Source organism: Achromobacter sp. 413638 (assembly GCF_043119405.1).
Lineage (GTDB): Bacteria > Pseudomonadota > Gammaproteobacteria > Burkholderiales > Burkholderiaceae_B > Achromobacter.
In genome coordinates this window covers 1-14,146 of record NZ_JBICCO010000126.1, presented here as the reverse complement: position 1 = coordinate 14,146, position 14,146 = coordinate 1, and the positions used below count along the sequence as shown (strand labels likewise).

The following is a 14,146-nucleotide window of genomic DNA, read 5'->3' as shown; positions in this document are numbered from 1 at the left end:
CAACCCACCCCCCCCCCCCCCCCCCCCCCCCCGCCCCCCGCGCTTCGGAAGTGTTCCAGAAGTGCTTCGACAGCGGCCTCATGGTCCGCTACACCGGCGATATCATCGCCGTCTCGCCGCCCCTGATCATCGACGAGGCCCAGATCGGCCAGATCTTCGACCAGATCGGCAAGGTCCTGAAAGAGGTCGCGTAAGGCGCTTGCGCGCGCTACTGTCCCGACCTGAACCGCGGGCGGCCTGAAGGGCCGCCCTCGGGCATTTTGAAGAAACCCGCTTCGAGCTTTGCATCCATGAAGAAGATCCCGCATTTCATCAACGGCCAGTCCTACGAGGGCCGCAGCAGCCGCTACGCCGACGGCTTCAATCCCGCCACCGGCGAAGTCGTGTCCTCGATTCCGCTGGCCTCCAATGAAGACGTGGCGCTGGCCGTCAGCGCCGCCAAGGCCGCCTTCCCCGCCTGGGCCGAAACGCCGCCGCTCAAGCGCGCCCGCATCCTCTTCAACTTCAAGGCGCTGCTGGACAAGCATCAGGACGAGCTGGCCGAGCTCATCACCCGCGAACACGGCAAGGTCTTCTCCGACGCCAAGGGCGAGGTCACGCGCGGCATCGAAGTGGTGGAGTTCGCCTGCGGCATTCCCCATCTGCTCAAGGGCCAGTACACCGACCAGATCGGCGGCGGCATCGACAACTGGAGCATGCGCCAGCCGCTAGGCGTGGTGGCCGGCATCACGCCGTTCAACTTCCCCATGATGGTGCCGTGCTGGATGTTCCCGGTGGCTATCGCCTGCGGCAACACCTTCGTGCTCAAGCCCTCCGAACGCGATCCCTCGGCCTCGCTGCGCCTGGCCGAACTGCTGCGCGAGGCCGGCCTGCCGGACGGCGTGTTCAACGTGGTGCATGGCGACAAGCAGGCGGTGGACGCGCTGATCGCGCATCCCGACGTCGAGGCCCTGTCCTTCGTGGGATCGACGCCGATCGCCGAATACATCTATTCGGAAGGCACCCGCCGCGGCAAGCGCGTGCAGGCGCTGGGCGGCGCCAAGAACCACATGGTGGTCATGCCAGACGCCGACCTCGACCAGGTCACCGACGCGCTGATGGGCGCGGCCTACGGCTCGGCCGGCGAGCGCTGCATGGCCATCTCGGTGGCGGTCGCCGTCGGCGACGTGGCCGACAAGGTGATCGAGCGCCTGACGCCGCGCGTCAAGGCGCTGGTGGTCAAGGACGGCATGCAAGGCGACGCGGAAATGGGTCCGCTGGTCACCTCGCAGCATCGCAACAAGGTCGTGGGCTATATCGAGGACGGCGTCGCCTCGGGCGCCACGCTGGTGGTCGACGGCCGCGGCCTGACGGTGCCGGGCAACGAAAAAGGTTTCTTCCTGGGCGGCACGCTGTTCGACCACGTCAAGCCCGCCATGAACATCTATCGCGAAGAGATCTTCGGGCCGGTGCTGTGCGTGGTGCGCGTGCCCGATTTCGCCTCGGCGGTGGCACTGATCAACGCGCATGAATTCGGCAACGGCGTGGCCTGCTTCACCTCCGACGGCGGCGTGGCGCGCGCCTTCGCGCGCCAGATCAAGGTCGGCATGGTCGGCATCAACGTGCCCATCCCCGTGCCCATGGCCTGGCATTCGTTCGGCGGCTGGAAGCGCTCGCTGTTCGGCGACCACCATGCCTACGGCGAGGAAGGCATCCGCTTCTACTCGCGCTACAAGAGCGTGATGCAGCGCTGGCCCGACAGCATCGGCAAGGGCGCTGAATTCACGATGCCCGTGGCGGGGTGAGGGTCCCCCCCGAAGCGCTTGCGCGCTTCCCCCCAGGGGGCGTCGCGACGGACCGGCAAAGCCGGCTCCGTGCGACCCCGCTTGGGGCGATCTCTTCAGGCGGTGGCGCCACTTCTTTTTAGTCATGACGTCGAGTCCGTTTGACATGTCGTGGATGGAGCAAAGACCGCGCCACAAGCACTGAAACACGCCCGGGGATAAGCACAGCATAGTGTCCCGCGGCGTCCGGACATCCGTATCACAAGGGGATTTTGATGCGTATCGGGATAGGCGGCTTTCAGCATGAGACGAACACGTTCGCGCCGTCGCGCGCGGCGTGGGAGGATTTCGCGGACAAGGGCGGCGGCTGGCCTCGGCTGGTCAGCGGGCCGGCCATGTTCCAGGCGGTGGCCGGCGCCAACATACCGGTGGCCGGCTTCATCGAGGCGATGGGCGCGCATACGCTGCTGCCCGCCACCTGGGCCGCGGCCAGTCCGTCGGGACCGGTCACGCGCGACGCCTACGAGCGCATCAGCGCGCTGATCCTGCAGGGGCTGTCGGCCGCGATGCCGCTGGACGGGGTCTACCTTGATCTGCACGGCGCGATGGTGGCCGAGCACCTGGACGACGGCGAAGGCGAGCTGCTGCGGCGCGTGCGTGAACGGGTCGGACCCGACGTGCCCGTCGTCGCCAGCCTGGACCTGCATGCCAACATGACCCGCGAGATGCTGCGCCACGCCGACGCGCTGGTCTGCTATCGCACCTATCCGCACATCGACATGGCCGAGACCGGGCAACGCGCGGCCGCGCTGCTCGCGGCCCGGCTGCACGGCGCGCCGCGCGCCTGTAGCGCCCTGCGCCAGCTGCCGTATCTGATTCCGCTGTGCTGGCAGTCCACCGACATCGAGCCCGCGCGCGGCCTGTACCAGCGCCTGGCGGAGATCGAGGCGCGCAGCGGCGCCAGCCTGTCGTTCGCCACGGGTTTTCCCGCTGCGGACTTTCCCGAATGCCTGCCCGCCGTGTGGGCGCACGCCGCCACGCAGGCGCAGGCCGACGCGGCCGCGAGCGAAATGGAACGCGCGGTGCTGGCGGCCGAATCCGCTTTCGGCGGCACGCTGCATGACGCCGACGAGGCCGTGCAGACCGCCATGCGCATGGCGCGCGATGCGTCGCGCCCGGTCGTCATCGCCGACGCGCAGGACAATCCCGGCGCGGGCGGCAGCTCCGACACCACCGGCGTGCTGCGCGCGCTGATTCGCCACGGCGCGCGCGATGCCGCCATCGGCCTGATCGTCGATCCGGCCGCGGCGCTGGCCGCGCATCACGCGGGCGCGGGCAACACGCTGCGGATTGCATTGGGTGGACACTCGGGTATTCCCGACGATGCGCCGCTGGAAGCCGAATTCCTGGTCGAAAAAACGTCCGACGGCCGCTTCGACACGCATGGCGCGTTCTACCGCGGCTTCCATATGGACCTGGGGCCCAGCGCCTGCCTGAGCCTGGGCGGCGTGCGCATCGTGGTGGCCTCGAACAAGGTGCAGATGGCCGACCAGGAGATGTTCCGCTTTGCCGGCGTGGATCCCGCGCGCGCCGCGATCCTGGTGGTGAAAAGTTCGGCGCACTTCCGCGCCGACTTCACGTCCATCGCCCATGCCATCCTGGTCTGCGCGGCGCCTGGATCCATGCTGATGGACGCGGCAAAACAACCATGGACACGGCTGCGTCCCGGCATCAGAATGGCACCTTGCGGGCCGGCGTTTTCCAGCCGGCCAGGCAATGCCTGACCCTCTCGCGCCGCCATGCGGGCGACGCGCCAACGACGTAGCGGCCGACGAACGCCGCCCACACCGATCCAAGGGGAACATTCATGCTGAAGTTTGTCCGTGCAGCCGCATTTGCCGGCGCGACCCTCCTGATGGCCCACGGCGCCTACGCCGACACGGTCATCAAGTCGGTCATGCATTCGCCGTTGCGCCTGACCGACCCGCACGCCACCACCGCGTACATCACCACGTGGCACGGCTACATGATCTACGACACGCTGCTGGCCACCGACGCCGACAACAAGATCCAGCCGCAGATGCTCGAAAAGTGGGACGTCTCGCCCGACGGCAAGACCTACACCATGACCCTGCGCGACGGCCAGAAGTGGCATGACGGCAAGCCCGTGACGGCCGACGACTGCGTCGCCTCGATCAAGCGCTGGGCCAGCGGCGACATCATGGGCCGCACGCTGCTGAAGTTCACCGACAAGATCGAGATCGTCGACGACAAGACCTTCCGCGTCGTCATGAAGGAACCCACCGACCTGGTGCTGCGCGCGCTGTCCAAGCCCACCGGCACCGCGCCCTTCATGATGCCCAAGCGCATCGCCGAGCAGGCCATCGGCCAGCCCATCACCGACATGACCGGCTCTGGCCCGTTCAAGATCGTCGAGTTCAAGCCGGGCGTGAAGACCGTCTACGCCAAGAACACCGATTACGTGCCCCGCAAGGAACCCGCCAGCGGCCTGGCCGGCGGCAAGGTCGTCAACGTCGACAAGGTCGAATGGAACGTCATGCCCGACGCCCTGACCACCGCCAACGCGTTGCTCGGCGGCGAGATCGACTTCGTCGAGCAGTTCCCCTACGACCTGCTGCCCATGGTCGAAGGCAACAAGGATCTGAAGGAAGAGTCGCTCAGCCCGGTCGGCTACTTCACGATGTACCGCTTCAACTTCAAGTACCCGCCCTTCAACAACAAGAAGATCCGCCAGGCCGCCATGTACGCCGTGGGCCAGGAAGACGTGATGAAGGCGCTGGTCGGCAATCCCAAGTACTGGCGCACCTGCGCCTCGCTGTGGGGCTGCGGCACGCCGTTGGAAACCGACATCGGCAAGGATGTGGTGGTGCCGCAGAACACCGAGAAGGCCAAGGCGCTGCTGAAGGAAGCCGGCTACGACAACACGCCCGTGCTGATCATGCACGCCACCGACGTGGGCACGCTGTCGGCGCAGCCGGTGGTGATCGCGCAGGCGCTGCGCAAGGCCGGCTTCAACGTCAACCTGATGGCCATGGACTGGCAGAGCGTGGCCACGCGGCGCGCCTCCAAGGCCGCGCCCGCCGAAGGCGGCTGGAACATCCACAACACCAACTGGTACGCCACCGACGTGATGGACCCGGTGCGCTCCGCGCCGGCCGCCGCCAGCGGCGACAACGCCTGGTTCGGCTGGCCCGACATGCCGCAGGTCGAAGAGCTGCGCACCAAGTTCGCGCTGACCTCCGACCCGGCCGAGCAGAAGAAGATCGCCGACGAGCTGCAGCGCATCGGCATTGACGAAGGCCTGTACGTGCCGCTCGGTCAGATGTCCGTGCCCACCGTGTATTCGACCAAGCTCTCGGGCCTGGTGCATGCGCCGGTGTTCGCGTTCTGGAACGTGAAGAAAGCCCCTTGACGGGCAAGTAAGCAGATAGCCTAGCAGCACAAGGGGGAAAACATGCTGGCATTCGTCTCACGCCGGCTCCTCGCGACCATCCCCGTTCTGGTGATGGTCGCGGTGGTGGTCTTTGCGATATTGCGCTCCAGCCAGGGCGACCCGGCCGTCATCATGGCCGGCGACGGCGCCACGCCCGAACGTATCGAACAGATACGCCAGATCATGGGCCTGGACCAGCCGGTGGTGAAGCAGTTCTTCATCTGGGCCGGCAAACTGGTGCAGGGCGACCTCGGCACCTCGCTGATGTCGGGCGTGCCCGTCACGCAGCTCATCGGGCAGCGGCTGGAGCCATCGCTCAGCCTGGCGGCCCTGACGCTGGTCTTCACGCTGATAGTCGCCATTCCGCTGGGCATCCTGGCGGCCTGGCGCCAGGGCAAGCTGCTGGACCGCGCCGTCATGGGCTTTTCCGTGCTCGGCTTCTCGGTGCCGGTGTTCGTCACCGGCTATCTGCTGATCTGGGCCTTCGCCATCAAGCTGGGCTGGTTCAACGTGCAGGGCTACACGCCGCTGGCCAACGGCTTCTGGCTGTTCCTGCACCGCCTGATCCTGCCCGCCCTGGCGCTGTCCACGGTCTACGTGGCGCTGATTGCGCGCATCACGCGCACCAGCGTCATCGAGGTCATGGGCGAGGACTTCATCCGCACCGCCCGCTCCAAGGGCCTGACCGAGACCGGCGTGCTGCTGGGCCACGCGCTGCGCAACGCGGCCGTGCCCATCGCCACGGTCGTGGGCGTGGGCGTGGCGCTGCTGATCAGCGGCGTGGTCGTCACCGAATCGGTGTTCAACATCCCCGGCCTGGGCCGGCTGGTGGTCGAGGCCGTGCTGGCGCGCGACTATCCGGTGATCCAGGGCCTGACGCTGTTCTTCGCCTTTGTCTACGTGTTCATCAACCTCGTCGTCGATTGCGCCTACACGGTGTTCGATCCGCGCATCCGCTACTGAGGCCCCATCATGCAAACCCCCATCGACGCGGCCGACAACACCGCCGCCGCCGACCTGCCGGGCGGCGGCACGCCGCAAACCACCGCCTGGCGCCAGATCCGCCAGGGCTTGCGCAGCTGGCCCGTGATGCTGGCGCTGGCGGTGCTGGTCATCATCGTCGCCATCGCCCTGTTCGCGCCCTGGCTGGGCACGGTCGATCCCGTGCAGATCAACCCGGGATCGCGCCTGAAGCAGCCCTTCACCGAGTTCCTCTTCGGCACCGACGCCTTCGGCCGCGACGTCTGGTCGCGCGTGGCCTACGGCGCGCGCGTCTCGCTGATCGCCGGCCTGGGCGCCGCCGTGGTCAGCGTGGCGCTCGGTCTGGTGATCGGCGTCATCGCCGGCTGGTTCCGCTCGCTGGACGGCCTGATCATGCGCACCATGGACGCCATCATGGCGATCCCCGGCATCCTGCTGGCGATCGCGCTGGTGTCGGTCTCGGGCGCCAGCCTGACCACGGTGCTGGTGGCCATCACCATCCCCGAGATCCCGCGCGTGGTGCGGCTGGTGCGCGGCCAGATCCTGACCGTGCGCGGCGAGCCTTATGTGGAAGCCGCGCTGGCGCTGGGCACGCCGCTGCCCAAGCTGCTGTGGCGCCACATGGTGCCCAGCACCATCGCGCCGCTGACCGTGCAGGGCACCTATGTGTTCGCCTCGGCCATGCTGACCGAGGCCATCCTCAGCTTCCTGGGCGCGGGCGTGCCGCCCGAGATCGCGTCCTGGGGCAACATCATGTCCGAGGGCCGCATGTACTTCCGCATGCTGCCGGGCCTGATCCTGTTCCCCGGACTGTTCCTGTCGCTGACCGTGCTCAGCGTGAACATCCTGGGCGACGCCTTGCGCGACGCGCTGGACCCGAAAATGGTGCGCAGGACCTGACGCCGATGACCTACTCCCCCACTCCCTCCGCGGGCGACACCTCGTCCGCCATCCTGGCCATCCGCAACCTGTCGGTCGAAGTCGCCGGCGCCGGCAACCGCGTCGTGCGCAACCTGAGCCTGGACGTGCACGCCGGCGAGACCGTCTGCGTGGTCGGCGAATCCGGCTCGGGCAAGTCGGTCACCTCGCTGGCCGTCATGGGCCTGCTGCCGCAGGGCATCCTGAAGATCGGCGCGGGCTCGATCCGCGTCGAGGGCGAGGACGTGGCCACCGCCACGCCGCGCCGCCTGCGCGAGCTGCGCGCCACCCGCATGGCCATGGTGTTCCAGGAACCCATGACCGCGCTCAACCCGGTGCACACGGTCGGCAAGCAGGTCGACGAGGTGCTGCGGCTGCATCGCAAGATGTCCGCCGCCGAGCGCCGCGACAAGGTGCTGGAGATGTTCCGCTCGGTCCACCTGCCCGACGTCGAGCGCATCTACGACGCCTACCCGCACCAGCTCTCCGGCGGCCAGCGCCAGCGCATCGTCATCGCCATGGCGCTGATCCTGGAGCCACGCCTGCTGATCGCCGACGAGCCGACCACGGCGCTGGACGTGACCACGCAGAAGCAGATCCTGGCGCTCATCAAGGAACTGCAGGTCAAGCACAAGACCGCCGTGCTGTTCATCACCCACGACTTCGGCGTGGTGGCCGAGATCTCCGACCGCATCATCGTGATGAACCGCGGCGACCTGGTCGAAAGCGGCACGCGCCACGAGATCCTGGCCGAGCCCAGGCAGTCCTACACGCGGCGGCTGGTGTCCTCGGTGCCCAGCCTGGTGCCGTCGCGCCGCGAGGCGCCCGCCGGCCAGCCGGTGCTGCACGTCAAGGGCCTGGGCCGCACCTACGGCGGCGGCGGCTCGCTGTTCTCGCGCAAGCCGGCGCACGGCGTGGTGGCCGCGGCCGACGTCAACCTGACGCTGCGCAAGGGCGAGATCCTGGGCATCGTGGGCGAGTCCGGCTCGGGCAAGTCCACGGTCGCGCGCTGCATCGTGCGCCTGATCGAGCCCACCGCCGGCCACATGATGATGGGCGGCGAAGACCTGAGCACGCTGTCGGGCGCCGCATTGCGACCGGTGCGTCGGCGCATACAGATCGTGTTCCAGGACCCCTATCGCTCGCTCAACCCGCGCCGCACCGTGGGCGAGTCCATCATCGAGGGCCTGCTCAATTTCGGCGTGCCGCGCGAACAGGCGCTGCAGCGCGCCGGCGAAACGCTGTCGGTGGTGGGCCTGAGCCCGGACGCCATGCGGCGCTATCCGCACCAGTTCTCCGGCGGCCAGCGCCAGCGCATCTGCATCGCGCGCGCGCTGGTCATGGATCCCGAGATCCTGGTCGCCGACGAGGCCGTGTCGGCGCTGGACGTCTCGGTGCAGGCGCAGGTGCTGGAGCTGCTGGAGCAGGTGCGACAGCGCACCGGCGTGGGCGTGCTCTTCATCACCCACGACCTGCGCGTGGCGGCGCAGATCTGCGACACCATCATCGTCATGCAGCGCGGCAAGGTCGTCGAGACCGGCAGCGCCGAGACCGTGCTGACCGAGCCGCGCCACGAGTACACGCGCGCGCTGATCGACGCCGCGCCCGGCCGCGACTGGGACTTCCGCAACTTCAGGCCGGTCGCCGCCGGCCATCCGGCGCAGGCCCCGGCGGGCTGAAGCCGGTCGCGCGCGCGCACGCCTCCCATGGCGTCCGCGCCGCGCCCCATGCCATCCGCATCCCGAGCCGGCACGCAGAGGCCGGCCAGACACAAAGGCTCATCCCCCCTTCAGGAACCGACCACCAGGAACCGCCATGCAGCAGCCGCATGAACTCTCCGCCCAGGAACTGCTTGCCGCCTACCGCGCCAAGACCCTGTCCCCCGTCGAAGCCACCCGCGCCGTGCTGGCGCACATCGAGCGCTGGGAACCCAGCCTGAAAGCCACCTACGCGCTGGATCCCGAAGGCGCGCTGGCCGCCGCCCGCGAATCCGAGGCGCGCTGGATGAAGGGCGAGCCGCTGTCGGCCGGCGGCTACACGCTGGACGGCGTGCCCGCCACCATCAAGGAGAACATCGCCACGCGCGGCGTGCCGGTGCCACTGGGCACCGCGGCCACCGACCTGACGCCGGCCAGCGCCGACGCGCCGCCGGCGGCCCGCATGCGCGAGGCAGGCGCCGTGGTGCTGGGCAAGACCACCATGCCGGACTACGGCATGCTGTCGTCCGGCCTGTCCAGCTTCCACGAGCTGACCCGCAATCCCTGGGACCTGGGCAAGAATCCCGGCGGCTCCAGCGCCGGCGCCGGCGCGGCCGCCGCGGCCGGCTACGGCCCGCTGCACATCGGCACCGACATCGGCGGCTCGGTGCGCCTGCCCGCCGCCTGGTGCGGCATCGCCACGCTCAAGCCCAGCCTGGGCCGCATTCCCATCGACCCGCCCTTCATGGGCCGCTGCGCCGGTCCCATGACGCGCACCGTGACCGATACCGCGCTGATGATGGGCGTGCTGTCACAGCCCGACGCGCGCGACCACATGAGCCTGCCCTACCAGGACATCGCCTGGCTCGACCTGGACATGGACCTGCGCGGCGTGCGCATCGGCCTGCTGCTGGACGCCGGCTGCGGCCTGTCCGTGGATCCCGAGATCCTGGACGCCGTGCAGGCCGCCGCCCGCCTGTTCGAGGCGGCCGGCGCCATCGTCGAACCCATGAAGTCCTGGATGACGCCCGCCATGCTGGACGGCGTGGACCGCTTCTGGCGCACCCGCTCGGCCATCGACCTGGCGGCGCTGTCCGAGGAACGTCGCGGCAAGATCCTGCCCTTCATCCGCGCCTGGGCGGAAAGCGGCGGCGGCCAGAGCGGCGATGCCGTGTTCCGCAGCTACTACGAGACGGTCAACGTGCGCGCGCGCACCGTCGCCGCCTGCGCGCCCTACGACTACGTACTGTCGCCGGTGGCGCCCGTGGTGGCCTACAACGCCGAATGGCCCTCGCCCACCAACGAGGTCGCCACCACCATGCATCACATCGGCTTCACGCTGCCCTACAACATGAGCGAGCAGCCGGCGGCCTCGGTGAACTGCGGCTATACCAGGGCCGGCCTGCCCATCGGCCTGCAGATCGCCGGCGCGCGCTTCGACGACCTGGGCGTGCTGCGCGTGGCGCGGGCCTGGGAGCGCATGCGCCCGGCGCAGCGCGCCTGGCCGCAGCCGCCCAAGAGCGCCTGACGACGGACGCTCCGCCTTGATGCCCGGACGCCCGCGAGGCGTCCGGACGCTTTCCCCGCATATCCGGGCGACGAGCCCGGGCAACCCACAGGACGACCCATGCGCTGGCTATTGGCAATGATCAAGCACGAGACGAACACATACTCGCCCGTGCCCACGCCGCTGGAACGCTTCTTCCGCGGCAATCCCGAAATCCTGGCCGGCGAACGCGCCATCCGGGCCTATGAGAACACCGACAGCGGCCTGGGCGGCTACATCGAGGTGGCGCGCCGCGAGGGCGCCGAGATCGTGCTGCCGGTCGCCGCCGAATCCTGGCCCAGCGGGCCGGCCAGCGCCGAGACACACGAACGCCTGTGCCGGCTGGTGCTGGACGAGGTCGAGCGCGGCGGCTTCGACGCCATCCTGCTGGACCTGCACGGCGCCATGGTGGCCGAGGGCGTGGAAGACGCCGAGGGCGATCTGCTGCGCCGCCTGCGCGAGATCGATCCGACGACGCCGGTGGCGGTGACGCTGGACATGCACGCCAACCTCTACGACGACATCGTCAGGCACGCCACCGTCATCAGCGGCTTCCATACCTATCCGCACGTGGACATCCACGCCGCCGGGCTGCGCGCGGCCAACGTCATCGTGCGCACGCTCAAGGGCGAGATCAAGCCCGTCATGCGCTGGGGCAACAAGCCCATGCTGCCGCACGTGATGCGCCAGGGCACGCACGCCGAACCCAACAAATCGCTGCAGGAGCGCTGCATCGCGCTGGAGGCGCAAGGCGTGCTGGCGGCGTCGGTGTTTGTCGGCTTCCCGCATGCCGACATCCGCGAAGCGGGCCTGAGCGCCGTGGTCTGTACCGACGGCAAGGCGGAGCAGGCGGAACAATTGCGCGACGAACTGCTGGAGCGCGCCTGGGACGCCCGCGCCGACTGGGTGTTCCATCCGGAACCGCTGGAAGCCGCCATTACCCGCGCCAAGGCGGTGACACAGGGCCCGGTGGTCCTGCTGGACCACTACGACAACACCGGCTCGGGCGGCACCATGGACACCACGGCGGTGCTGGCCGAGATGCTGCGCCAGGGCCTGGACAACGCCGTGTTCTACGCCATCTGCGATCCGCAGGCCGCGCGCGAAGCGGCGGCGGCCGGCGTCGGCAGCCAGATCCGCATCAAGCTGGGCGGCAAGGTCGCCATGCCCGCCATCCGCCAGGCCAGCGAGCCGCTGGAGATCTCCGGCCGCGTGAAGCTGGTCTTTGACGGCGTCTACCTGAACCGGGGCCCCATGTATCGCGGCGTGCGCAACGATACCGGCCTGACCGTGGTCATCGACACCGGCAGCGTGGAGATCGTGGTGGTGTCGCGCCACCAGGAGCCCTTCGACGTCAATTGCCTGCTGTCGGCCGGCATCGATCCGCTGCAGAAGCGCTACGTAGCCCTCAAGAGCCGGGTCCACTGGCGCGCGGGCTTCTCCGACATGGCGACCGACATCATCGAATGCACCGGCGTCGGCGTGACCACCTCGGACTACGGCCAACTGGAATTCAAACGCGTGCGGCGCCCCATCTACCCGCTGGATCCACTGTAAGTCGTTATTTTGTCGACAATATCGCCGGCGCACCCGCGCCGGCTTTCATTTTGAAATCTTCGGTAACGGCGCGCGCTCTCGCCGGACAGGCAGCCTCGGTATACTCGCCGCGGGTCCTTGCGCCCTCATGAATCAATGACTTCGCGGAGTCCTCGCCTCGTGGCGGTTCATCGGCGGCAGCGCAAGGGCATGACTCGACAATCAACGACATAAAAGCAGAACGATGAAAAAGAGCGTAGCGATCACCCTGGGCGTGGTCATAGTGGGAGCGGGAAGCTGGGTCGGCGCGACCTGGTACACGGGCAAGCGCATCGAGGAAAGCTCGCAGCGCCGCCTGGCCGAGGTCAACGAGAAGCTGGCAAAGGTCACGCCGCTGTTCGGCCTGCGCATCGACCAGATCAAGTACGAGCGCGGCCTGTTCTCGACGCAGGCGCGTTATGGCCTGTCGCTCCTGAAGAACGACAAGAGCCTGGACGTCCTGCCCGACGGCATGATCGAGTTCGACGCCACCATCGAGCACGGCCCCTTCCCCAAGGGCGCGCTGGCGCGCGGCGCCCTCGCGCCCAAGCTGGCCTACGTCCAGGCGGCGATGGCCAAGACGGACCTGGTCAAGCCGGTGTTCGAGCTGACCAAGGACGTGGCCCCGCTGACGGCCGACGCCATCGTCGCCTACGGCGGCCACGGCGCCAGCACGGCGCAGATCGCGCCGGTCAAGTTCAGCCGCGATGGCATCGACCTCGACTTCAGCGGCATGAAGATCGACGGCACCTACGACCACGCCAAGCAGGCGGTGGTCGCGCGCGGCGTGATCGACACCATCGGCGTCGACGGCCTGAAGGCCCAGCGCGAGCGCGACAAGTTCAAAATGGCCCTGTCCGGCCTGTCCATCGACGTGAACACCCTGATGGGCAAGTTCGGCCTGTCGATCGGCGACTCGGGCGTGCAGGTCAAGCACATCGACATGGTCAAGCCCCAGGACGAGCTGAAGATCGCGCTCGACGACTTCGGCTACACCGTCAAGCTGACCGAGGACGACAAGAACATCGCCATGCAGGCCGCCTACAAGCTCGGCGGCCTGACGGTCGACGGCGTGGCGCTGGGCAGCGGCCAGGCCGTGGTCAAGCTGGGCAACCTGGACGGCGTCGCGGTCAAGCAACTGGCCGACACCTACAACCAGATGATGCGCCAGGCCGTGGCCGGCGCCAGCGACGAAGGCTTGAAGGACGAACAGGTGCAGACCCTGATCGATACCGCCACCAAGCTGCTGGCCGCCAAGCCCACGTTCAGCATGGACCCGATCAGCTGGAAGACCGCCAAGGGCGAAAGCAAGCTGACCTTCGCGCTGGACCTGGCGAGCCCCGCCAACCTCAAGGACCTGACGCCGCAGGAAATTCTGGTCCAGGCCATCAAACGCATCGATGCCAACCTGGTCGTGTCCAAGCCCATGGTGCAGGACCTGGTCGCGCAGTACATGGTCAAGACCGAAGGCAAGGCCGCCGACAAGGCCGCCACCGAAGCCGAGGAACAGGTCCGCAGCATGGCGGGCATGGCCGAGATGTTCAACGTCGGCAAGAACGACGGCGACAACATCATCGGCAAGTTCCACTTCTCCGACGGCATGGGCGATCTGAACGGCAAGAAGATCCCGGCGGACGAGCTGTTCAGCGGCCTGCTGGATGCGGCCGGCTCGCACGACAGCATGGATGACGACGAATCCGAACCCGCCGTCGGCGCCATCAGCTCGGACACCGACCCCGCCTCCTCCGGCGAGCAGATGCAGGACTTCAACGTCGACGTGGTCACCTCCATGCTGGACGACATGGGCTACTCGCCGCGCCGCTCCGAAGGCGACGAAGGCCCGGTGCTGGTGCTGGATCCCAGCGGCACCGGCGCGGCCGACCTGCGCGTGGAACTGCTGTGCAACGACTTCACCGAGAAGTGCTACGACCTGGTCATCACCGCCACGTACAGCGCCAAGAAGCCGGTTTCCCTCAAGGCCATCAACGCCTGGAACAAGGAATACCGCTGGAGCCGCGCCTACCTGGACGAGAAGAACCAGGCCGTGCTGCAAATGGACGTGAACGCGGAAGGCGCGATCGGCAAGGAAAACCTGCAGATCCTGCTGAACACCTTCATCAGCATCGCCGAGGACTTCTCGGCCATGGTGAACAAGGGCGCGGGCAAGTAAACGTCCGAGCAACGCTCATCGAAAACCCCCGCCAGGAAACTG

General features: G+C 68.1%; 9 protein-coding genes and 1 pseudogene. All 10 read left to right on the top strand.

The genetic code is table 11. The features are described 5' to 3' along the window. Positions 1–194: pseudogene (locus ACEU5R_RS30455) on the top strand (aspartate aminotransferase family protein); the annotation flags it as partial. Between the two features lie 96 nt (positions 195–290). Continuing rightward, complete coding sequence (locus ACEU5R_RS30450) at positions 291–1,784, top strand: CoA-acylating methylmalonate-semialdehyde dehydrogenase (RefSeq protein ID WP_392413536.1); 1,494 nt, start codon at positions 291–293, stop codon at positions 1,782–1,784. A gap of 254 nt (positions 1,785–2,038) precedes the next feature. Further along, positions 2,039–3,547: a M81 family metallopeptidase gene (locus tag ACEU5R_RS30445; RefSeq protein WP_392413534.1), complete on the top strand. Its 1,509-nt coding sequence runs from the start codon at positions 2,039–2,041 to the stop codon at positions 3,545–3,547. An 83-nt stretch (positions 3,548–3,630) separates the two neighbouring features. Then, a complete protein-coding gene (locus ACEU5R_RS30440) occupies positions 3,631–5,196 on the top strand; it encodes an ABC transporter substrate-binding protein (protein WP_103271108.1) in 1,566 nt (521 codons plus the stop codon). 42 nt (positions 5,197–5,238) lie between these two features. Further along, complete coding sequence (locus ACEU5R_RS30435; RefSeq protein WP_392413531.1) at positions 5,239–6,180, top strand: ABC transporter permease; 942 nt, start codon at positions 5,239–5,241, stop codon at positions 6,178–6,180. Between the two features lie 9 nt (positions 6,181–6,189). Then, the gene (locus ACEU5R_RS30430) at positions 6,190–7,098 is read left to right on the top strand and encodes an ABC transporter permease (protein ID WP_212314955.1); all 909 of its coding nucleotides are present in this window, start codon (positions 6,190–6,192) and stop codon (positions 7,096–7,098) included. 5 nt (positions 7,099–7,103) lie between these two features. Next, the gene (locus tag ACEU5R_RS30425; RefSeq protein ID WP_392413529.1) at positions 7,104–8,795 is read left to right on the top strand and encodes an ABC transporter ATP-binding protein; all 1,692 of its coding nucleotides are present in this window, start codon (positions 7,104–7,106) and stop codon (positions 8,793–8,795) included. A gap of 136 nt (positions 8,796–8,931) precedes the next feature. Beyond that, positions 8,932–10,341 carry an amidase gene (locus tag ACEU5R_RS30420; protein WP_392413527.1) on the top strand — a complete coding sequence of 470 codons (1,410 nt, stop codon included), beginning with the start codon at positions 8,932–8,934 and terminating at the stop codon, positions 10,339–10,341. Between the two features lie 99 nt (positions 10,342–10,440). Next, a complete protein-coding gene (locus ACEU5R_RS30415; RefSeq protein WP_392413526.1) occupies positions 10,441–11,916 on the top strand; it encodes a M81 family metallopeptidase in 1,476 nt (491 codons plus the stop codon). 223 nt (positions 11,917–12,139) lie between these two features. Continuing rightward, positions 12,140–14,104: a DUF945 family protein gene (locus tag ACEU5R_RS30410; RefSeq protein WP_103271114.1), complete on the top strand. Its 1,965-nt coding sequence runs from the start codon at positions 12,140–12,142 to the stop codon at positions 14,102–14,104. Positions 14,105–14,146: the final 42 nt, after the last annotated feature.

Coding starts and splice junctions, on each gene's coding strand:
- ACEU5R_RS30450 (WP_392413536.1), top strand. CDS start 291: ATGAAGAAGATCCCGCATTTCATCAACGGCCAGTCCTACGAGGGCCGC.
- ACEU5R_RS30445 (WP_392413534.1), top strand. CDS start 2,039: ATGCGTATCGGGATAGGCGGCTTTCAGCATGAGACGAACACGTTCGCG.
- ACEU5R_RS30440 (WP_103271108.1), top strand. CDS start 3,631: ATGCTGAAGTTTGTCCGTGCAGCCGCATTTGCCGGCGCGACCCTCCTG.
- ACEU5R_RS30435 (WP_392413531.1), top strand. CDS start 5,239: ATGCTGGCATTCGTCTCACGCCGGCTCCTCGCGACCATCCCCGTTCTG.
- ACEU5R_RS30430 (WP_212314955.1), top strand. CDS start 6,190: ATGCAAACCCCCATCGACGCGGCCGACAACACCGCCGCCGCCGACCTG.
- ACEU5R_RS30425 (WP_392413529.1), top strand. CDS start 7,104: ATGACCTACTCCCCCACTCCCTCCGCGGGCGACACCTCGTCCGCCATC.
- ACEU5R_RS30420 (WP_392413527.1), top strand. CDS start 8,932: ATGCAGCAGCCGCATGAACTCTCCGCCCAGGAACTGCTTGCCGCCTAC.
- ACEU5R_RS30415 (WP_392413526.1), top strand. CDS start 10,441: ATGCGCTGGCTATTGGCAATGATCAAGCACGAGACGAACACATACTCG.
- ACEU5R_RS30410 (WP_103271114.1), top strand. CDS start 12,140: ATGAAAAAGAGCGTAGCGATCACCCTGGGCGTGGTCATAGTGGGAGCG.